This window comes from Frondihabitans cladoniiphilus, assembly GCF_039544345.1.
Classification (GTDB): domain Bacteria; phylum Actinomycetota; class Actinomycetes; order Actinomycetales; family Microbacteriaceae; genus Frondihabitans; species Frondihabitans cladoniiphilus.
On the sequence record NZ_BAABLM010000009.1, the window covers coordinates 1 to 18,728 of the forward strand.

The 18,728-nt window shown below is 64.4% G+C and carries 19 protein-coding genes; 10 read left to right on the forward strand and 9 right to left on the reverse strand.

Annotation, left to right across the window (positions count from 1 at the left end; translation table 11 throughout):
- The first annotated feature begins 259 nt into the window (after window positions 1-259).
- Both ABEA39_RS15205 and ABEA39_RS15210 read left to right on the forward strand, forming a co-directional pair.
- The gene (locus ABEA39_RS15205) at window positions 260-835 is read left to right on the forward strand and encodes a sigma-70 family RNA polymerase sigma factor (RefSeq protein ID WP_345376789.1); all 576 of its coding nucleotides are present in this window, start codon (window positions 260-262) and stop codon (window positions 833-835) included.
- 32 nt (window positions 836-867) lie between these two features.
- Complete coding sequence (locus ABEA39_RS15210; protein WP_345376790.1) at window positions 868-1,464, forward strand: TetR/AcrR family transcriptional regulator; 597 nt, start codon at window positions 868-870, stop codon at window positions 1,462-1,464.
- An 802-nt stretch (window positions 1,465-2,266) separates the two neighbouring features.
- On the opposite strand, the gene ABEA39_RS15215 is transcribed toward ABEA39_RS15210, so the two are convergent.
- Genes ABEA39_RS15215 through nirB form a run of 3 tightly spaced genes read right to left on the reverse strand, consistent with a single transcriptional unit; the run spans window position 2,267 to window position 6,779 of the window.
- On the reverse strand, window positions 2,267-3,409 hold the full coding sequence (locus ABEA39_RS15215; RefSeq protein WP_345376791.1) for a uroporphyrinogen-III synthase: 1,143 nt from the start codon (window positions 3,407-3,409) through the stop codon (window positions 2,267-2,269).
- Window positions 3,410-3,414: 5 nt separating this feature from the next.
- The gene (gene cobA / locus ABEA39_RS15220) at window positions 3,415-4,191 is read right to left on the reverse strand and encodes a uroporphyrinogen-III C-methyltransferase (protein ID WP_345376792.1); all 777 of its coding nucleotides are present in this window, start codon (window positions 4,189-4,191) and stop codon (window positions 3,415-3,417) included.
- Window positions 4,188-6,779, reverse strand: a complete 2,592-nt coding sequence (gene nirB, locus ABEA39_RS15225; protein WP_345376794.1) for a nitrite reductase large subunit NirB — start codon at window positions 6,777-6,779, stop codon at window positions 4,188-4,190. The genes cobA and nirB overlap by 4 nt, the downstream gene beginning before the upstream one ends.
- A gap of 161 nt (window positions 6,780-6,940) precedes the next feature.
- On the opposite strand from nirB, the gene nirD reads away from it, so the two are divergent.
- The 4 genes from nirD (at window position 6,941) to ABEA39_RS15245 (ending at window position 10,524) form a co-directional block, all read left to right on the forward strand.
- Window positions 6,941-7,264 (forward strand): nitrite reductase small subunit NirD, encoded by a 324-nt coding sequence (gene nirD, locus ABEA39_RS15230; protein WP_345376795.1) that lies wholly within the window; start codon window positions 6,941-6,943, stop codon window positions 7,262-7,264.
- Window positions 7,261-8,028: a sirohydrochlorin chelatase gene (locus ABEA39_RS15235; protein WP_345376797.1), complete on the forward strand. Its 768-nt coding sequence runs from the start codon at window positions 7,261-7,263 to the stop codon at window positions 8,026-8,028. Before nirD ends, ABEA39_RS15235 begins: the two co-directional genes overlap by 4 nt.
- A 100-nt stretch (window positions 8,029-8,128) precedes the next feature.
- The gene (locus ABEA39_RS15240; RefSeq protein WP_345376798.1) at window positions 8,129-9,376 is read left to right on the forward strand and encodes an NADH:flavin oxidoreductase/NADH oxidase; all 1,248 of its coding nucleotides are present in this window, start codon (window positions 8,129-8,131) and stop codon (window positions 9,374-9,376) included.
- Between the two features lie 305 nt (window positions 9,377-9,681).
- Window positions 9,682-10,524, forward strand: coding sequence for a PhzF family phenazine biosynthesis protein (locus ABEA39_RS15245; RefSeq protein ID WP_345376799.1), 843 nt, complete (start codon window positions 9,682-9,684; stop codon window positions 10,522-10,524).
- Between the two features lie 123 nt (window positions 10,525-10,647).
- Here ABEA39_RS15245 and ABEA39_RS15250 read toward each other — a convergent pair whose 3' ends face one another.
- Window positions 10,648-11,442, reverse strand: a complete 795-nt coding sequence (locus ABEA39_RS15250) for an alpha/beta hydrolase (protein ID WP_345376801.1) — start codon at window positions 11,440-11,442, stop codon at window positions 10,648-10,650.
- A 1-nt stretch (window position 11,443) separates the two neighbouring features.
- Window positions 11,444-11,971, reverse strand: a complete 528-nt coding sequence (locus ABEA39_RS15255) for a phenolic acid decarboxylase (RefSeq protein ID WP_345376802.1) — start codon at window positions 11,969-11,971, stop codon at window positions 11,444-11,446.
- 65 nt (window positions 11,972-12,036) lie between these two features.
- Between ABEA39_RS15255 and ABEA39_RS15260 the strand changes: the two genes are divergently transcribed.
- Window positions 12,037-12,552: a MarR family winged helix-turn-helix transcriptional regulator gene (locus ABEA39_RS15260; RefSeq protein WP_345376803.1), complete on the forward strand. Its 516-nt coding sequence runs from the start codon at window positions 12,037-12,039 to the stop codon at window positions 12,550-12,552.
- A 68-nt stretch (window positions 12,553-12,620) separates the two neighbouring features.
- Here ABEA39_RS15260 and ABEA39_RS15265 read toward each other — a convergent pair whose 3' ends face one another.
- Entirely contained in the window at window positions 12,621-13,613 is a 993-nt protein-coding gene (locus ABEA39_RS15265; protein ID WP_345376804.1) for an amidohydrolase family protein, read from the reverse strand.
- Window positions 13,614-13,710: 97 nt separating this feature from the next.
- On the opposite strand from ABEA39_RS15265, the gene ABEA39_RS15270 reads away from it, so the two are divergent.
- From ABEA39_RS15270 to ABEA39_RS15280, 3 genes are read left to right on the forward strand one after another with little or no spacing between them, the layout of a single operon-like run.
- Complete coding sequence (locus ABEA39_RS15270; protein ID WP_345376805.1) at window positions 13,711-14,304, forward strand: TetR/AcrR family transcriptional regulator; 594 nt, start codon at window positions 13,711-13,713, stop codon at window positions 14,302-14,304.
- Window positions 14,305-14,342: 38 nt separating this feature from the next.
- Complete coding sequence (locus ABEA39_RS15275) at window positions 14,343-14,675, forward strand: PadR family transcriptional regulator (RefSeq protein WP_345376807.1); 333 nt, start codon at window positions 14,343-14,345, stop codon at window positions 14,673-14,675.
- On the forward strand, window positions 14,672-15,229 hold the full coding sequence (locus ABEA39_RS15280; protein WP_345376809.1) for an HAAS signaling domain-containing protein: 558 nt from the start codon (window positions 14,672-14,674) through the stop codon (window positions 15,227-15,229). Before ABEA39_RS15275 ends, ABEA39_RS15280 begins: the two co-directional genes overlap by 4 nt.
- Before the next feature lie 33 nt (window positions 15,230-15,262).
- Here the strand turns inward: ABEA39_RS15280 and ABEA39_RS15285 are convergent, their stop codons facing one another.
- From ABEA39_RS15285 to ABEA39_RS15295, 3 genes are all read right to left on the reverse strand, one after another.
- Window positions 15,263-16,111, reverse strand: coding sequence for a class I SAM-dependent methyltransferase (locus ABEA39_RS15285; RefSeq protein ID WP_345376810.1), 849 nt, complete (start codon window positions 16,109-16,111; stop codon window positions 15,263-15,265).
- A gap of 175 nt (window positions 16,112-16,286) precedes the next feature.
- Window positions 16,287-17,198 (reverse strand): NADP-dependent oxidoreductase, encoded by a 912-nt coding sequence (locus ABEA39_RS15290; RefSeq protein ID WP_345376853.1) that lies wholly within the window; start codon window positions 17,196-17,198, stop codon window positions 16,287-16,289.
- A gap of 31 nt (window positions 17,199-17,229) precedes the next feature.
- Entirely contained in the window at window positions 17,230-18,654 is a 1,425-nt protein-coding gene (locus ABEA39_RS15295; RefSeq protein ID WP_345376811.1) for a DHA2 family efflux MFS transporter permease subunit, read from the reverse strand.
- Window positions 18,655-18,728 lie beyond the last annotated feature (74 nt).

An 18,728-nucleotide genomic window follows, 5' to 3' on the forward strand; every position in this document is an offset into this window, starting at 1 on the left:
TCCGGCTTTGGAGATCTTGAACATTTGGTGATCCTTTGGTGGAAGGTTTGTGGGCGTCTGCCCGATGACAGGTGTTCGACGCCCTGCCCCCAGCGGTTGGGTCCGATGCGCCGTTCGCCCCGAACGGGGGGCACCGCCACCCCGCATGTACCCCGAAATGCCGACTGACTTTCGTGCCGGACTTTGATGAACTTTCAGATCACGTCACCGCTTGGCGATAACTCTCGGCCCAGCCCCAGCCCCTTCAAAAGGAACATCCATGCCTGAGGCCGTCCCCCACAACCTCGATGCCGCGGCTGAGGACGCGCTACTCATGCGGATAGCCGAAGGTGGCACTGACGCGTTCGATGCGCTCTACCGCCAAACGAGGCAATCGACCTTCGACGTCATCCGCCGTGTGCTCATTGATCCGTCCCAGGCCGAGGAAGTCACCCAGGACGTCTACCTCGACATCTGGCAGAGCGCCGCCCGGTTTGATCCAACCCGGGGCCATGCCCGCAGCTGGATCTATACGCTCGCTCGTCGTCGCGCAATCGACCGGGTCCGAACGTCCCAGGCAGACAGGAACAGGGACCTTCTCATCGGAGTCCGCGACCACCCAGCTCCCTTCGACCATGTCAGCGAAACGGTCGACATCATCCTCGAGCACGAGCGCGTCCGATTAGCCATGAAACGGTTGACTCCCAAACAACGGCAAGCCGTCGAACTCATTCACGACGCCGGGCTCTCCAGCACCGTCATCGCCGACACCCTCGGCGTGAACGCCGGCGCGATCAAAACTCGTCTCAGGGACGGCCTCATCAACCTCCGACACGAGCTAGACACTGCCTCCTAGCCCCACCCACGCATCCGACTCGAGAGATGAGAATGACCAGCAAGTCAGCTCCGCCCGGCAACCCCCTCACGGGGACGTCCATCAGTCGAGATGGGGAATGCCTCACTCCCGCCGGGCGGTGGGAGAACGAAATGGCGGCCCTGCCCAAACCCCCTCGACAAGAACGGTCACGGAAAACCGTCGCCGCTGTCCTGGATGCAGCAGAAGAAGCAATCGCCCAGTTCGGGATCGAACGATTCACAACCGGCGACGTCGCCCAGATCTCCGGCGTATCAATCGGGACCGTCTACAACTACTTCCACGATCGCGTCGCGATCCTCGACAGCATTCGACCCCACCGCCTCACCGCCGACAAGATCCTCACCGAAATTGGAGACCAACTCCAGAATGTCCTGACGCACGCCGCCGGGGAGATGTCTCAACGGGTTCAGGACACCTTGAACGACCTCGTGGCCCCCAGCCGCACAACCAGCCGGCCCTGGCCGGACTCACGACTCACCGCTCAGCACACGGTCCCCACCATGGACCCGACAGGCCCCTCAGGACGAGGCAGTGTCGACCTAGAAGTTGACGGTGTCGTGCAAGAACATCGAAAGCCAGTTCCAGATGCCACACCCGAGCGCCGGTAAACGCTGTCCGAGACTCAGATCCGTCATCGACGTCGAACCCATGTCCCTCGGGAAGCCCGCCACGATTCAGCGGAAAGGGAGGGGAACGCCGCACCGATTCGGGTCGATGCGGCGGCACTCCGATCTCCATCGACGCCCCGAGTGACACCCAGCGTAGGTGAGCCATGGTGGGACGATTCCAATCACCCCACCAGGTCGGGTCAGAACATCTCACCCACAACTGGAACTAAATTCACTGTACGTGTCCTCCTAAACGCTGACACCACAACAGGGCCCCCCACAACGGGGGCTTTACACCACGGACGCAGCCTATTTTTCTGACCCGAGTCATCTATCTCGTCGCCCACACACCCGCCGGACAACCGTCCCCCACGCTGTTACCGTGTCAGCCACTCCGGTCGAGGCACACCTCCCGGCAGGAGTTGTACCCCACCGGGCAACTCCAGGCGGGGCGGTACTGATTCGGGTCAAATCCGCCCCGCCGACCCATCCCACAACACACCCCGAACTCAACAAACACTGCAACGCTCATGGGACATAGATACGAGACACTCACTCCCCCGGAACCACAGCACTCAGGGCAGCTCTCCCTGAGACGGTCCAAAACACTAGGGTTTCGAGACACAGCAGTAGTTTGAACCCCCCGCCCCTTTACCGCGCATCGTCTCTATTCGGTGAGCCGGCTGGCGCCTACGACCGTGAGCGTTCTTGAGCGAAGACGTGGGCGTCGCGCAGGGTGCGAGGGCAGATTGCCCAGAATGACGTCGACGTCTTTAACACCTTCTTGTACCGTCAGCCTCGCCTAGATGGACAACCGGTAGCCACGTTTGATGACGGTTTCGATAAGACCGGGACGTTGAAGCGTCTGCCGCAATCGACTGAATGCGACTTCTAGAGCGTGGTCATCGAGAAGAGCTGGCGTTGCTGCTGCGAGAATTGGGCGCGAGATGACGTCGCCTCGGCCAGCGATTAGCGTGCGCAGGATCGATAAGGATGTGGGTGGGAGAACGACGCGCGTTCCGTCGACGAGGAGGACGGCTCCCCGGAGTTCGAGTTCGCCGTGCTGTGTAGTAAGTCGGACAACACGGTTTGTTTCAAGCTCATCGCACACCAATTTGATGAGGGCGCCGAGGCGGAACCGATCGGGTTGAATCACGGGGATTCCGAGGGTGATCAGCGGGCTGGCTGTTACGGGACCGACCGCTGCTGCCAGGACGGCCGAGCGGAATCCCTCGGCGACTTCCGAGAGTCGGCCGAGGGCCTCGGCGGTGCTGAAGAGGGCGTCGACGGCGGGCGCGCTGGTGAATGTGACTGCGTCGAGCTGCTGCCCCGCGATCGCTTCGATGAGCCGCTCGACGCGGGCGTCCGAGGTGTCCGGGCTGAGCCAGCGGTAGGGGGCAACCGTGAGGACGCGGTGCCCGGCGGCCCGCAGCCGGTCGAGCTGGTGCTCATCGGTGTAGCCGTGAAGCTGGATGGCGACAGTCTTCGGCTCGGGAAAGTCGGCCAGCGTCTTGGTGACGAGGCTCGCGGTCGTCTCCTGGTCGCTCATTCCGGTGTCGTTCAGGCCAGCGGCACGGATACCGCCCCGCGCTTTAGGGCCGCGGACCAAGATGGTGGTGTCGGCCAGAGCGGTGAGCAGGTCGTCGCCGAGACCTCCCGCGTCGGCGACTTCGAACCAACGTCGGATGCCGTACGACGTTGTGGCGAGGAGGACGTCCGGGCGGGCGTCGATCATCGTGCGGGTGTCGGCGAGGATCGGATCGTCATTGACCCGATCGGCCATCGTCAGGGTGGGTGCGTGGAGGACGGTCGCCCCGCGGCGCTTAAGGGCGTCAATGAGGTCCGCCGATCGGCGGTCACTCGTGACGCCGATGCGGAAGCCGTCGAGCTGGTCAGAGCGGAAGCCGACCGCCGGCGATTCGGCTCCGGGGGGAACGTCGTTCATGGGCGCTATTCCAGCGGAGCGAGCGAGGCCGCCGCGTCAAGGACGAAGGCGGAGTTCGGGTCTTCCCGATTGGCGAAAGCTACCACTTCGCCGATGACAAGGACCGCGGGCGAGGTGACACCGGCTGTGGCCGCGTCGTAGAGGATCCGGTCAAGCGATGAAAAGAGGGAGCGCTGCTCGATGGTGTAGCCGCGTTCGATCACGGCGATTGGAGTGGACGCCGGGAGGCCGTGACGCATCAGCCCCTGGGTAATCTGTGGCAGGTTCGACACTCCCATCAACACGACGATGGTGCTCGCGAGACCAGCGAGACCAGCGAGCTCGGTTTCGTTCAGGGGCGCGTGACCTGAGACGACGGTGAACATGCGGCTCACCTCGCGGTGCGTCACGGCGATGCCGGCGGCGGCCGGGACGGCGACGGCACTCGAGACGCCGGGAATCACAGTGACCTCCACGCCCGCCCGGCGACAGGCCAGCACTTCTTCTCCACCGCGACCGAAGACGAATGGGTCGCCTCCTTTCAGGCGGACCACGAAAGATCCTGCATGAGCGTGTTGAATGAGCAGTTTCTCGATCTCGTCCTGGGGTATCGGGTGGTGCCCCGGCGTCTTACCCACGTCGATAAGTCGTGCGTGCGGCGCCAGCTCGGCGAGACGCCGATGCGGAGCGAGACGATCGAACAGCACCACGTCCGCCTGGGCCAAGGCTTTGACGGCGCCGACGGTCAGAAGATCCTCATCGCCAGGTCCGCCACCAACCAGGACGACGCGGCCAGATGTCACAGTTCGCCCCGCATAGGGATGCGCGGGCCGGAGAGGAGAACGCCCTTACCGTCAGCACGCTCCTCATCAGTCGGCGGGCGCACCTGCCCACGCTCGGGCACTCGGAGGTGGCTCGGGTCAGGCTCGTGCGGGGCGTTAACGAAGGTGCGGAAGCGGCGGAGCCGTTCGGGATCGCGCAGTGTCGCAGCCCATTCGTCCTCATAGTTCTCGGTGTGCTTTGCCATCGCCGCCTCGAGTTCATCCGCGAGTCCTAAAGAATCGTTGACCACGACGTCGTAGACGTGCTCGAGGCCGCCCTCCATCTCTTCAATCCAGCGGGCGGTGCGCTGCAACCGATCACCCGTACGGATGTAATACATCATGTAACGATCGATGTACTTGATGAGGGTGGCGTCATCGAGGTCACCAACAAGAAGTTGACCATGGGCGGGCTGATAACCACCGTTGCCGCCGACGTACATGTTCCAGCCCTGCTCCGTTGCGATAATCCCCACGTCCTTCGCGCGAGCTTCAGCGCACTCCCGTGCGCACCCTGACACACCGAACTTAAACTTGTGGGGGCCACGAAGACCCCGATATCGGTGTTCGAGCATCACGGCCATGCTCACAGCATCTTGAACGCCGTAACGGCACCAGGTCGAGCCAACACAACTCTTCACGTTGCGAAGCGCTTTGCCATATGCCTGACCGGACTCGAACCCGGCGTCGACGAGCCGCTTCCAGATGTCAGGCAGCTGGTCCAGTCGGGCCCCGAACATGTCGATGCGCTGCCCGCCCGTAATTTTTGTGTAGAGACCGAAGTCGATGGCCACCTGCGCGAGGACGGCCAGCTTCTGGGGCGTGATCTCCCCGCCGGCCATGCGCGGCATGACTGAGTACGAGCCGTCACGCTGCATGTTGGCCAGAGCGCGATCATTGGTGTCCTGCAGACCTGCTCGACCTTCGCCAAGAATGTAGCCCTGATGCTGACTCGCGATCACGGAGGCAACGGTGGGCTTGCACACGTCACAGCCACGGCCGGTGCCGTAGCGCGAGATAATCTCGTCAAACGAGGTGAGGCCGGTAACGCGGACGGTCTCGAAGAGCTCTTGGCGCGACAGCTGGAAGTGCTCACACAGGGCTTTCGATACCGCCATGCCCGACTTCAGCAGTTCGGTCTCCAGGATTTTCTTCACAAGGGGGACGCACGAGCCGCACTGCGTCCCCGCCCGCGAACACGTCTTCAGAGGCCCAAGTTCCGTGCAGGCCTCACCGTCCGGGGTGCCCACGCCATGCACGACGTCGCGGATGGTGTGCGCGGTGACGTTGTTGCAGGAGCACACGAGCGCTGCGTCGGGCAGATCGGTGTTCGCCGGGCCGTCACCGCCGGCGGCCGATAAGTAGGCGCCGGGCTCGTCGGCGAGCTCAGTGCCAAGTAGCGGACGCAGCAACGAGTAGGGGCTGGCGTCGCCGACGAAGATCCCGCCCAGCAGGGTCTTCGCATCGTCGGTCACGACGAGCTTCTGGTAGACACCCCGCACAGGGTCCGCGTAAACGACCTCCAACGCCCCCTCGGTCACACCGAGCGCATCTCCGAAGCTGGCCACGTCAACACCGGCGAGCTTGAGCTTCGTGGCGTCGTCGATGCTGGTGAACTCGGCCGAGCCGCCCAGCAGCCGATCGGCGACGACCTCCGCCATCGCGTTCGCCGGGGCGACGAGGCCGGTGCAGCGGCCCTCGAATGAGGCGACCTCCCCGACCGCGAAGACGTCCGGTACAGACGTGCGGCAGTCGGTGCCGATCGCGATTCCGCCGCGCGGCCCGAGCTCGATCCCTGCGGCCCGCGCTAGCTCGTCGCGCGGGGTGATGCCGATGGCAAAGACAACGAGGTCAGCTTCGAGCTTCTGCCCGTTGTTCAGCCTCACTCCGGTGACCGTCACACCGTCTTCCGCGAGCTGCAGGTCGCGGGGTCTTGTGCCGAGGTGCAGGGCTATTCCCTTGCCGGCGATCACCCGGCCGAGCGCCTGACCGGCGCCCTGATCAAGCTGAGCCGACATGAGCCACGGCCCGGAGTGGACAAGTGCGGCCTGAGCGCCTCGCGCGGCGAGTCCGCCCGCGGCTTCCAGCCCGAGCAGCCCGCCTCCGGCCACGACGACGCGCGGCGGCCGGTCGAAAGCGGTGGCAAGTCGGTCGACCTCGGCGCGGAGCCAGTCGACGTCATCGATGGTGCGATAGACGCGGATCTGTTCGCTTCCGGGAATGTCGGGCACAGGAGCGGAGGAACCGGTGGCCAGAACGAGCTCGTCATAAGCCAGTCGGCGGCCGTCATCGGTCTCGACCACGTGGTTGGCGGTGTCGATCGCGGTCGCGCGCACTCCGGAGAGCACGGCGACGTGATCGGGGTGCCACTCGGTCTGCGATACCAGCGAGAGGTCCACGTCGGCCTGGAGTCGCCGGCTGAGGGCCACCCGGTCGTAGGGCGCATGGCTTTCTTCGGAGATCACTGTGATGCGAGTGGCAAGCTCCGGGTCGCGAGCTCGGAGGGCGTCGGCCGTGCGGTGGCCGGCCGGGCCTCCTCCGATGATGAGGATCTCGCGCGTGGTCGTCATAGACGCCGACGCTACGTGAGGGCCGTGACGGTGCCGTTTCTGCTGTGTGTCGAAGTCTTTACAACCACCCCACGCTGCCCCGCCGGGCGTGTGAGGGCTGTTTCACGCGCGCGTAACGCGACTCGGCCCTCGCTGAAACACGGCCGCCGTACCGTCGGTGCATGACCTGGACTATGGCCTGCCCGGCCGCCGAGTTGGAGCCGCTCTGGGGCGAGACCGTCCTGCTCGACGGCCACCAAATTGCGCTCATCAAAGTCTCGGATGATGAGCTCTACGCGGTCGGAAATCAGGATCCGCATACCGGTGCGTTCGTGATGGCACGCGGTATCGTCGGCTCCCGCGGTGACGCCCCGACTCTTGCTTCGCCGCTCCACAAGGAGGTCTACGACCTCCGCACCGGAGCGGGCCTCTCGCACCCAGGCCTCAGCATCGACAGCTACCCGAGCCGCATCGTCGACGGCATGGTCGAGATCGAGCTGCCGTGACGCTCTCCCTCGCTGCGAGCCCGCCCGCCCTGCTCGCCATCTCACACGGAACGTCCTCGCCCGCGGGCCAGCTCGCCGTCGAGAACCTCGTTGCTGCAGTCGCGAGGGTTGCCATCGCGTCGGTCCGGGGCGGCCACGTCGACGTACAAATGCCCGACGTGCCCGCCGTGCTGTCGTCGCTTCCGCCGGACGACGACGCCGTCATCGTGCCGCTCTTGCTCAGCGCCGGATTCCACGTCCACGTCGACCTCGTCAACGAGGCCGACAAAGTCGACCGCGATGTCGCCATCGCCCGCGCCCTCGGGCCCGACGACCGCATCGCTCGGCTCCTTGCGCGGCGACTCGGCCAGGCACGACTCCGCCGGGACGATCGTGTGGTGCTTGCCTGCGCCGGCTCGACCGACGCCCGCGCCGTCGAGGACTGCTTCGAGATGGCACGGCGCCTGGGAGCGCTGATCCACCGGGACGTGGGGGTCGGGTTCATCAGCGCGGCTCAGCCACCGCTGGCGGACGCCATCAGGAACGCCCGGGAGGGAGACCCTGGTGCTCGAGTCGCCGTGAGCACGTACTTGCTTGCCCCCGGCTACTTCAACGACCTCGCTCACGCGATGGACGCGGACCTGGTGAGCGATCCCCTGCTGGTCACGAAGGGTCAGGCGCCGCAAGAACTCGTCGAGGTGGTACTTGACCGCTACGCGGAAGCCGCAGCTCTCCACTGGGACGCTCGTGTCCGCCTACCTCTCACCCGCCGCCGGCGTGCGTGAGCAAAAAGTTACCGATCGGCAACGGCCGCGTAATCGTCGCGGGCACTCGCTGATGGTCCACTGATTTCACTCTCACCCTCGCCCCCTCGAAAGGATCCCGATGCCGAACCTTTTCACGCCCTACACGCTGAAGGGCGTCACGCTGCGAAACCGCATCGCGATGTCCCCGATGACCATGTACCGCTCGACCGACGGCAAGTTGGACGACTTCCACCTCATGTACCTCGGCGCGCGCGCCGCCGGCGGATTCGGTCTCGTGTTCCCCGAGCAGATCGCCATCACCCCCGACGGCCGCACCACGACGCATTGCGCCGGCCTCTACGACGACGACCAGATCGAAGGCCACAAGCGTGTCGTCGACATGATCAAGTCGATGGGCGGCGTCGCCGGAATCCAGCTCGGCCACACCGGCCGCAAGGGCAGCCTCGTCACCCCGTGGGAGGGCGGCCACATGCTTCCCCCGGAGCATGAGGCCGGTTGGGAGACCCGCGCTCCCTCCGCCATCGCCTACGGCGGCGACATGCCTTATGTGCCACGCGCACTCACCGTCGAAGAAATAGCCCAGCTCATGCACGACTACGCCGACACCGCCCGCCGCGCCGTCGAGGCCGGCTACGAGTGGGTCGAGATGCACTTCGCCCACGGCTACCTCGGCAGCGAGTTCTTCTCCCCGCTCGCCAACCACCGCACCGACCAATACGGCGGCAGCCTCGAGAACCGCACCCGATTCCACCTGGAGGCACTCGACGCCGTCCGCGCCGTGCTGCCCGACCATATCCCGCTGACCATGCGCCTCGGCATCGACGACCTGCACCCGGGCGGCGCCACCGTCGACGAATCAATCACCGCCATCGGCTGGATGAAGGAGCACGGCCTCGACCTCGCCGACCTCAGCATCGGCTTCAACACCGACGACATGCAAGGCGACATCCCCATCGGGACCCTCGGCGGCATGGTCAAGAACGCCACCCGCGTGAAGGAGGAAGTCGGGATCCCTGTCGCCACCAGTTGGAACCTCGGCCAGCCCGAGATCGCCAACCGCGTGATCGAGAACGAGCTGCTCGACCTCGTTTACCTCGGCCGCCCCGCACTCGCGAACGCCCACTGGCCTGTGTACGCCGCGCGCCTGCTCGGCTACGCCGACCCGTTCAGCCTCGTTCCCGAAGACTGGGCCTGGTGGCTCCGCAACCTCCGCGGCGCCGACGAAGCCATCGGCTGGCCCGGTGCCACCAACGGTGCCGAGCTCACGCAGGTCGCCGGAGTCGCCGCTACGGCACCCATCGTCGATGAATCTACCCCCACCGAGGTCGACCTCGCCGACGCGGAAGAAGAACTCGAAGTCGCGTAACAAGCACGACTACGAAAGCCCAGACCTAACCCGCCTGGGCTTTCGTCATGTCGCGTGAAGCTCGTTGCCGGGATCTCATAACAAACTGTGCCGAAACGCATGGCTTCCGGGAATGAAGAACGGAACTCCCCTGTGGCGACTCCTCCAGACCGCTGATCAGATCTGTCGCAAGTGAGGATTCTGGACTCCAAAGCGACGCCAATCGGGCCCGCAGACTGGATCGCTTTGAGGTGTACCTAGCGCAACACAATAATGGCGCCCGGAGAGCAACACCAGAACCGGCGCGGACATGAAACGATTGGCGCATGACTAAAAGTCGAGCGTTCGCTCAGGTAGATGTTTTCTCCTCGACTCCATATCTAGGGAACCCCGTGGCTGTGATTCTCGATGGCGACGGACTCAGCGAGGAAGAAATGCTCCGCGTGGCGAAGTGGACGAACCTTTCCGAGACGACCTTCCTCCTGACACCGACCGATTCGGATGCGGATTATCGTGTTCGTATCTTCACGCCTGGTGGTGAGTTGCCGTTCGCTGGGCACCCAACTCTTGGGTCAGCGCATGCGTGGGTGGAGAACGGCGGTGTTCCGCAGCGGCCAGACGTCATCGTGCAGGAGTGCCAAGCGGGTCTGGTGTCATTGCGCCGGGACGAAGGGGCTCTCTCTTTTCAAGCGCCACCGACGGTGCGATCCGGCCCGATCGAGGCCGGCTACTTGGCAGACATCACGACGTCGTTCAGTCTCTCCGTCGACGACGTCGTCGCCCATCAGTGGGTGGACAACGGGCCCGGCTGGTGCGTCATCCAACTCGCCACAGCAGAAGAGGTCCTGAAGCTGGAGCCAGATTTGTCGTCTCTTCCTGACGCGATGGTCGGCGTGATCGGCGCCTACCCGGCGAGTTCCGCTGACACGTTCGAGGTCCGTGCGTTCGCCCCCAGAATCGGTGTCCCGGAAGATCCCGTGTGCGGCTCGATCAATGCCTCCATCGGGCAATGGCTCATCGGCGAGGGACTGTTCACGAGTGGGTACCAGGTGTCACAGGGCCAACGGTTGGGTAGGGCCGGGACCATCCGCATCATGCCCGATGAAGACGGGCGAGTGTGGGTTGGCGGGCGCACCATGACGCTTTTTCGAGGTACCGCCGTCATCTGAACATGCCGAACAATCGACTCAACGAGGCGTAATAAGAGCCGAGGGTAGATAGATGCCCGGCGACGCCAGCGACCGGGAGTCGGTGCTGAGTCAACCTGGAAACCCGCAGGACGCCTAATGGCATCACAATGGCTGTGGCTCGGGCAGCATCAGATGGGCGACGAGGTGTCGCAGCAGTTCTTCTCGCCAAGTCACCCGCGACCAAGCATGGTCGGCACCTGGAACGGCGATGAAGGTCGCATCGGGCAGCAGGTCGGCGTAGCGGCGACCGTACTCGGTGGGCACGATGCGGTCCTTGGTTCCGTGCAAAACCCTTACCGGGCCCGGATAACCAGAAGCTTCTTGATAGACGTCCAGATTGTTCCGCACATCGTCGATGAACGCTTGCCCAAGCCACATGCCTCCGAAATCGAAGCCGCCATTGGCTGCGACTGACGTGAGGGACTGCCCTTGGATTTCGTTTTTCACCGTGATGTCGTCAACGACCACGCCCGCCGGGGACCACAGGGTGAGGCTTGCAACAAGTGCCGGGTGTCGGGCGGCGGCGATCGCCGATTCCACAGCTCCTAAGCTGTGGGCGATGACATGAATGGCCCCGCCCGAATCACGAGCAAAAGCCTCGATCATCCGGGACACCTGCTCAATCTCGTCGCGGAGGGTGATGTCTTCGAATTCCCCGTCGCTCAGTCCTTGCCCCAGACGGTCGTAGAGACGCACCACAGCGCCTCTCGACACCAACTGCCGCGCCATCTGAACAAAAAGTCGTTGCGGGCCAACACTGGAATCACTGAAGCCATGCACGAGAAGAACAGAGGGAGACACCTGCGTACCGGTTCCCGGCTGGTACTCGGTGCCCCGGAGAAGCTGACCTCGATGCTCGAGGGTCACCGGGGTGGCATCGGGATTTGCCGTACCCATCTCAGTTGCTCCTGTCGGCGAAGCCCGCCGGCAGGTCTGCCGGCGCGGTGTCGATGACAGTCTCGTCGTCGACCCCGACGAACTCAAAAAGGGTGATGTGCGCGAACTCGGGCACGACGTAGATGGGGTAGGTGGGGCCTTCGTCGCGGAACTGCCGCATGCGTTCGAGGTGGTCATTCTGGTAAAGGACCGTCTTTGACCCGTCGAGTTCGACCCAGTGTGGGAAGAAGATCGTGCCGTGCAGAACCCTGTCCTCCGGCACGATGTTCACCACGACGCTGGTGCCGGTCGGCTCGTTCCACGAGACCTTGAAAACGCCGCGGCCAAGGCCCACGAGGTCGACGTTCTGGTCTTTGACCCAACGGCCGCCGACCATGCCGGAGTGGATCCGGTAGTCGATCGTGGTGTCGTTTTTGACGTACATCTCGTACTGCCAGCCGTTGGCGTAGGTGTAGATGAACCGGTGTCCGATGATCGCGTTCAGATCCTGCTGAGGTGCAGGGCTGTCGACGCTGGTGTGAATGCTCATGAAGCAACTATCACCCACAATTGCGTTTGTTGCAAACGTACTTGTGGTGCGGTTAGCCTTTGGGCGTGGATGATTCTCAAAGCCGGTCTGATCTGAGCGCGGTTGCTCGGCGCCTGAGCGAGGAGATCGGCCCTTTCCGAAGGACGCTCCTGAACGGCTCACGCATGCGCGCGGGCCTGCCCTCGATACCGGATGCGCAGATCGAGGTGCTCCGCCGGCTATTGCCCCACCGCTGGGAGACCCCTACGTCGCTCGGCCGTCAATTGGGACTGGCGCGCCCGACGGTCAGCAATCTCGTTGCCGCGATGGAGAAGAACGGGCTCGTCGCACGTCAAGCGAACGAAGCAGACGCTCGGAGCATGCTCGTGGGCCTCACGGATCTCGCTCGGGATCAGCTGGCTGTTTACGATGAGGCGGCGGAAAGCCTGCTGGTGGGGCTCCTCGAAGACCTGACATCGGTCCAGCAGCGTACGGTCCGCGACATCCTTCCCCTCCTGGCTGAGATCCGAGCGGCGCTCGAGCACCAGGAGCCCCATCCTCCGGCCGCGACGTCCGACATGGAGAAGGGCAGCGCCAGGTAAGCAGCGCCGCCCCTGCAATTCGCGTGAGCTATGCACCTTGTAGGCCGAGAGGCGCGTGGGGCTTTTGGTCAGCGGAGGTGCGCGGTGAGGCGTTCCCAGTTTCGTGCGCCGACGGCCGATTTTTCCGCCTCGGTGAGGTCGGCGGATTCGAGGAAGGCGCGGGCGCGGCCTTTGTCGGTGTCGATGAAGGGGTAGTCGGTGGCGTAGAGGATGCGATCGGTTCCCACGACGTCCTTGGTCCAGGCGAGGTACCGGTCGCTCAGGTCGCCGCTGCCGGTGAACGACAGGTTTTCTTTGAAGTATTCGAGGATGGGTTTCTTCAAGCCGAGATTCGCCCAGTCCTGGAGCTTTTCGATGCGCTCCGTGTAGAACAGGACGACTTCGCCCCAGTGACCGAGGACAACCTGGAGTCCGGGGTTCCGGTCGAAGACGCCGCCAAGGATCATGCGGATGGCCTGGATCCCGGCCTCGTAGTGCCACCCGATGCCTGGCCCGCCGAGCGCGAACGAGGCGAAAGGGTCGAGGTCGGCGTAGTAAGCGTCACGGACAGGAATGACGGGCATTTGCGGGTGGAGGTAGATCGGGGCGCGCAGCTCGGAGGCGGCCCTCCATACCGGCTCGTGGATGGCATCGTCGGCGTTCTTCGAACCGGTCCGGCCGTGGACCATCGCTCCCATGAACCCGAGCTCCGTCACCGCCCGGCGAAGTTCCGCGGCTGCGGCTTCGGGGTCCGGGGTCGGCAGGGTGGCGAAGCCCTCGAACCGGTCCGGGTGCGCGCGGACCGCGGCGGCGATGGCGTCATTCGCCTCACGTGCCAACGGGACCGCCTCTTTAGCCGAGAGATTCTGCACGCCCGGTGTCGTCACCGACAGCACTTGGACGTCGATGCCCTGGTCGTCCATGTCGGAAATGCGGCGCAGACCGACATCGAGAAGCCGTTCACCGAGGACGCCTCGTGAATTGAAGGTGGCGTACTGGTCGCGGGCTTCATCCGGGGCGGTCTTCCACGCCTCAACGATGGCAGGGGTCATCAAGTGCTCTTCGAGAGCGGTGATCTTCATGGGAGGTCTTCTCTGTCCGTGCCGAAGGATTTTCCGGCTACTTGTACGTTGTACACCTCGCGATGTACAGCGTCCAGCTTTTGGGTAGAATCGGAATATGCCTCGAGATCTCGGTCAGCACGCCGGCCTGACCCGCGAAAGCGTTCTCGACGCCGCGCGGATCATTGCGTCCGAGCAGGGACTCGGGAACCTCACGATGAGATCCCTCGCCAAGCGTCTCGAGGTGGCGCCGAACGCGCTGTATGGATGGGTGGCGAGCAAGACCGCGCTCCTCGACGCCCTCGTCGACGATGCCTTGAAAGACGTTGGCGTCTCTCCCCTGTCGACTACCGACGACTCTGATCAGAGAGGCCGCTTGACGAAGCTTCTGCTCGACACGTTCGATGCGATCATGGAACGACCCGAGTTGGCGACACTCTTTCTGGATCGAGCGGCGTCACCGGGGCCGAACGCGACCAGGATCCGGGTGAAGGTCCGGCAACTCCTGATTGACAACGGCGTCGCCGCCGCGGGCACCGATGCAGCCGTCCCTATTCTCCTGGTGCACGTCATTGGGTTCGCCGCCTTCGTGCTGCAGACGCACGGAGCGAAGCTGCTCGACGAGCCTCACCTTGGCCCTGCACGAAACCTCGTCGCCACGAGCATTTCCTGGCTCCTGAACGGTGTGACGAAAACCCCGGCAACCGCGTGACCTTGCGGTAGCGTGCAGTGCAAGGTATCTTGCCATGCATGACAGTAGATGTGGGAGCGCAGCTGCGGAAGGGTGTGGTCGAGTACTGCGTGCTCGGGCTGCTCGAAGGCGAGCCGATGTACGGCTGGCAGCTCTCGGAGCGCCTGGTGCAGGCTGGCATGATCGCCAGTATCGGCACGCTGTACCCGATTCTCAGCCGCCTCCGCACCCAGGGTCTTGCCACCGCGTACGACGAGGCGTCCGCGGCGGGCCCGGTCCGCAAGTATTACCGCCTGACGCCAGCCGGGACTACCCGACTCGAGGCCTTTCGCCTCCAGTGGGGGCCCTTCACCGCCACCGTGCACCGACTCGTCGGAGAGGACGACTCATGACCGACACCACCCCCAAGAACGTCACCGCCTACCTTGCAGAGCTCGAAAACGAGCTCGATGGTGTTGCTCCCGAGGTGCGGAACGACATCGTCGCCGGCGTTCGGGAGGAACTGCTGGGTCTTGATGCTGCGGCGGCGCACGCCCGTATCAGCGAGCTCGGTGACCCGGCTTTCATTGCGGCCGAGGCAAGGACCGAAGCTGGTACCGGTATGGACGAGGCATCTGTTGAAAGGGAATCCGCGCCAGGGCGCGCGTCATCGATTGCTGCGGTCGTAGTCCTGGTTGCCGGGTCGATCGTCGTTCCCTTCGTCGGCGCCATCGTCGGTCTTGTCTGGGTCAGCTCGGCCCGTGCTTGGACACGTCGTGAAAAAGCGACCGCATGGTTCGCGCCGATTGTCATCGCGGTCCTCGTCTTTGCCCTCTCGCTCCTGCTGGCATCTCTGCAGACGACCGGTTCACATGTCGCCGTCCTGGTCGGCTACCTTGTCTTCCCGATCGAGGGCGTAGTCCTCGCTGTCCGTGCCCGCCACCGGGGGTGGCGCGTTTGCGCATGAGCAACTTCGCAAGAGGGTTCTCGCGGGGCGGGTTCAGACCCGAGTGGCGCCTACGTACCACCACCGCGCGCCGCCGCGCAGTGCGTCGATCTCCCTGGGAAGCGCACGGCCGTAGGTGGCGGCCAAATTCGTCAGAGACCGGCAGCCCAGTAGCCAGTCAGCTGATTCGAACAGCTCCCACGGGCCGGATTTGGCATCTTTGTCAAAGGTGGCAGTCACGGACGTTTCGGCGCCGTCGTCGTGAGTGTGGAGTGGGCGGTCGGCGGGATAGTCGGCCAGCAAGTGGCTTCCCGGTGCCGACAAAGCACTGATGTCGATGAGGAGCCGTCTGAGGTCGTCAGCAGACAGGTAGAAAACAAGACCTTCTGCCACGAACACCGTCGGTGTTGCTCGGTCGAACCCTTCGAGTCGCAGTTTCTCCTTGAGGTCGTCGCGTGGAATGCTGGCCGCGATGGTTCGGGTGCGGTATTTGGGTGTGAGTTCTGCTGCGTCGATAAGCGCGTGTCGTGCGTTGAGGACGGCGGGTTGGTCGATCTCGAAGAACCGCGTGTGGGGGTTGAGGTTCAGGCGGTGGGATCGTGCGTCCAGCCCGGCTCCGAGGATGACGACCTGCCGGACTCCGTTGCGTACTGCACGCTGGATCTGTTCATCGAAGTGCTGTGTGCGCAGGGCGACGGCGTCTCCGCTGAGTTCCTCCATCTCGTGTGCGGCTTGCCAAAACGCCGGCGACATCGACAAATCAGGGATGAGGGCAGCGACGGTTTCGGCCAGGACGTCATGGAACATGGCGTCGTGACGCGTCGACTCGCTGGCCCGGCGCAGAGCGACCAGCAGGGCCGTCTCGTTGACGGTCGTGAGATCGGGCAAATCAAACGTAGTCATCGGGGGCTGACCTCTCGTTGTGCATATGGCTTGGCTATTCGACTGGGCCGGAGGAATCGACGTCACGACTTCTCGTGACGTGATCCGACCTTTTCGTGGTGGCGTCAGGTGCGTGAAAGGGCCTCGTCGGCCTCGTCGTCATGGGACCACTGTTTCTCGCACGCTAGAGCTGCCATCAGTTGACGATGACCGCGAGTCGTCCACGGACACGGCCGGTTTCGCTGACTCGGTGCGCTTCCGCGATACCAGTGAAGGGGAATGTCTTGTCGATCGGAAGCCAGAACTTTCCCGCTTCGATGAGTGCGCCGATGGTCGCGAGCGAATGGAAGCCGTGGCCGTCTTCGAAGCCATTGCTGAAGTGGACGCCGTATTTTTTGGAGCCGTCGAAGTCGGCGAGGGTAATGACGTTCTGTGCGGTACCGGTCAACTCGATGAGCTCGGGCAGGATTCCATTGCCGACGACGTCGAGTGCGACGTCGACGCCATCGGGGGCAATCTTGCGGACGCGGTCGACCATGCCATCCCCGTAGACGACAGGTTCTGCGCCGAGGAGCGCAAGATAGTTCTGGTTCGCTGCGCTGGCCGCTCCGATGACCCGCGCGCCGCGGGCGACGGCCAACTGGATGGCGGTGCTGCCGATGCCGCCCGAGGCGCCGTTGATGAACAAAGTGGTGCCATCGGTGACGTTCAGCTGGTCGATGCCCCGGGTGGCGGTTTCGAGTGCGACAGGAAGGCCTGCCGCGTCGACGAAACCGAGCGAGACCGGGATGACCGCGTAGATGCTCAGGAGCGCGTAGTCGGCGGCCCCGTATCCGTCGTCCGAGATCCCGAACACGCGGTCGCCGACTTTGACGTCGGTGACGCCTTCGCCGAGTTCGTCGACGACACCGGCGACGTCGCGTCCTGTGCCTTGCGGGAGCGGGGCACCGAACGAGAGTGCGCCGGAGCGGATCTTCGGATCGGATGCGCTGATGCCGACGGCGTGAACCCTGATCCGAACCTGACCATGGGCGGGGTGCGGGTCGGGGAGGTCGACGATCTTCAGGACGTCGGGGCCGCCGAATTCGTGGAACTGCACTGCCTTCATGAGGGTGTGTCCTTTCTGGGGTGAGTGGTGATTATGCCGCGGTGGATGACTCGGCGTCAGGGGCGACGGGAAGAGGTCCACTGCGGAACAGGAGGGCGGCGACGATGCCGCTGAGAAGGAACGTGCCGGCAGCGATCCAGAACACGAGGTGGTAGCTGGAGAGTGTCGCGGCGGTAACGGTGGCTGGTTGCCGCGCCGTGGCGGCGTGGTCGTGGAGGTAGTTGGCGATGGTCGAGGCGGCGAGGGCACTGAACACGGCGGTGCCGATGGAACCTCCGATCTGCTGGGCGGTGTTGACGAGGGCTGAGGCGACGCCGGCTTCGTCGGACTTTGCACCGCTGGTCGCGGCGTTCTGGGCGGGTCCAAAGACGAGGCCGAGGCCCAGGCCGAGGATGAGGAGGGCGGGAAGGACACCGCCGGCGTAGGTGGTGTGGATGCCGATCGTGGTCAGGATGGCCATGCCAATGGCGGCGAGGGTGCAGCCGGCGGCGACGAGGGGGCGCGGGCCGAAGCGGGGCATGAGGGCGGCTCCCGCGGCCCCGGCCCCGACGATGAGCATTCCGACCATCGGCAGGAAGCCGATGCCGGTCTGGATCGGCGTGAACCCGAGAGTGTCCTCGAGGTAGTAGGTGAGGAACAGGAACACGGCGAACGACCCGATGCCGGAGATCCCGATGGCAAGGTAAGCCGCTCCCCGAGTGCGGTCCAGGAGGACACCGAGGGGAAGGAGCGGGTGGGCTGCGCGGCGTTCGATGACGATGAAGATCACGATCAGGATGAGCCCGCCGATGGAGCTGCCGAGGGTCCAGCCGTCGGTCCATCCGGCAGAGGCAGCGTTTCCGAGTCCGCAGACGATGCCTACCAGGCCGAGGACGGCGGTGATGGTCCCGGGGATGTCGAGGCGCACTCGGGAGGGTTTCTCGCCTTCGCGGAGGAAGACGAGCGCGCCGACAAGGGCGATGACGGCGATGATCAAGTTGACGTAGAGGCACCAGCGCCAGGACACGCTCTGGGTGAGGATGCCGCCGAGGAGCAGGCCAAGAGCGCCACCGGCACCGGACACGGCACCGAAGACACCGAAGGCGCGTCCGCGGTCAGCGGCGTTGTCGGCGAACGTGACAGACACAAGCGACAGCGCGGCCGGTGCGAGAAGGGCTGCAAACGCACCCTGGGCTACGCGGGCGACGAGGAGCATATCGAATCCAACCGCCGCGCCACCGATAGCGGAGGCAGCGGCGAAACCGATCACGCCGATGACGAACAGGCGCTTCCGGCCGAAGAGGTCGGAGAGCCGGCCGCCGAGAAGCAGCAGGCTTCCGAAGGCGAGGGCGTACCCGGTCACGACCCACTGGCGATCGTCGTTGGAGAAGACGAGGTCTCGTTGGGCAGTGGGGAGGGCGATGTTGACGATGGTGGAGTCGAGGATGACCATCAGCTGCGCCAGGCTGAGCACCATGAGTGCGATCCACCTGGAGGGCAATGCCGAGGCACGGCCGCCGGTAGGCGTTCCAGTGGCGGGTTGGGGTGAGG

Coding starts and splice junctions, on each gene's coding strand:
- ABEA39_RS15205 (WP_345376789.1), top strand. CDS start 260: ATGCCTGAGGCCGTCCCCCACAACCTCGATGCCGCGGCTGAGGACGCG.
- ABEA39_RS15210 (WP_345376790.1), top strand. CDS start 868: ATGACCAGCAAGTCAGCTCCGCCCGGCAACCCCCTCACGGGGACGTCC.
- ABEA39_RS15215 (WP_345376791.1), bottom strand. CDS start 3,409: ATGAACGACGTTCCCCCCGGAGCCGAATCGCCGGCGGTCGGCTTCCGC.
- nirB (WP_345376794.1), bottom strand. CDS start 6,779: ATGACGACCACGCGCGAGATCCTCATCATCGGAGGAGGCCCGGCCGGC.
- nirD (WP_345376795.1), top strand. CDS start 6,941: ATGACCTGGACTATGGCCTGCCCGGCCGCCGAGTTGGAGCCGCTCTGG.
- ABEA39_RS15240 (WP_345376798.1), top strand. CDS start 8,129: ATGCCGAACCTTTTCACGCCCTACACGCTGAAGGGCGTCACGCTGCGA.
- ABEA39_RS15245 (WP_345376799.1), top strand. CDS start 9,682: ATGACTAAAAGTCGAGCGTTCGCTCAGGTAGATGTTTTCTCCTCGACT.
- ABEA39_RS15250 (WP_345376801.1), bottom strand. CDS start 11,442: ATGGGTACGGCAAATCCCGATGCCACCCCGGTGACCCTCGAGCATCGA.
- ABEA39_RS15255 (WP_345376802.1), bottom strand. CDS start 11,971: ATGAGCATTCACACCAGCGTCGACAGCCCTGCACCTCAGCAGGATCTG.
- ABEA39_RS15265 (WP_345376804.1), bottom strand. CDS start 13,613: ATGAAGATCACCGCTCTCGAAGAGCACTTGATGACCCCTGCCATCGTT.
- ABEA39_RS15270 (WP_345376805.1), top strand. CDS start 13,711: ATGCCTCGAGATCTCGGTCAGCACGCCGGCCTGACCCGCGAAAGCGTT.
- ABEA39_RS15275 (WP_345376807.1), top strand. CDS start 14,343: ATGACAGTAGATGTGGGAGCGCAGCTGCGGAAGGGTGTGGTCGAGTAC.
- ABEA39_RS15280 (WP_345376809.1), top strand. CDS start 14,672: ATGACCGACACCACCCCCAAGAACGTCACCGCCTACCTTGCAGAGCTC.
- ABEA39_RS15285 (WP_345376810.1), bottom strand. CDS start 16,111: ATGACTACGTTTGATTTGCCCGATCTCACGACCGTCAACGAGACGGCC.
- ABEA39_RS15290 (WP_345376853.1), bottom strand. CDS start 17,198: ATGAAGGCAGTGCAGTTCCACGAATTCGGCGGCCCCGACGTCCTGAAG.
- ABEA39_RS15295 (WP_345376811.1), bottom strand. CDS start 18,654: ATGGTGCTCAGCCTGGCGCAGCTGATGGTCATCCTCGACTCCACCATC.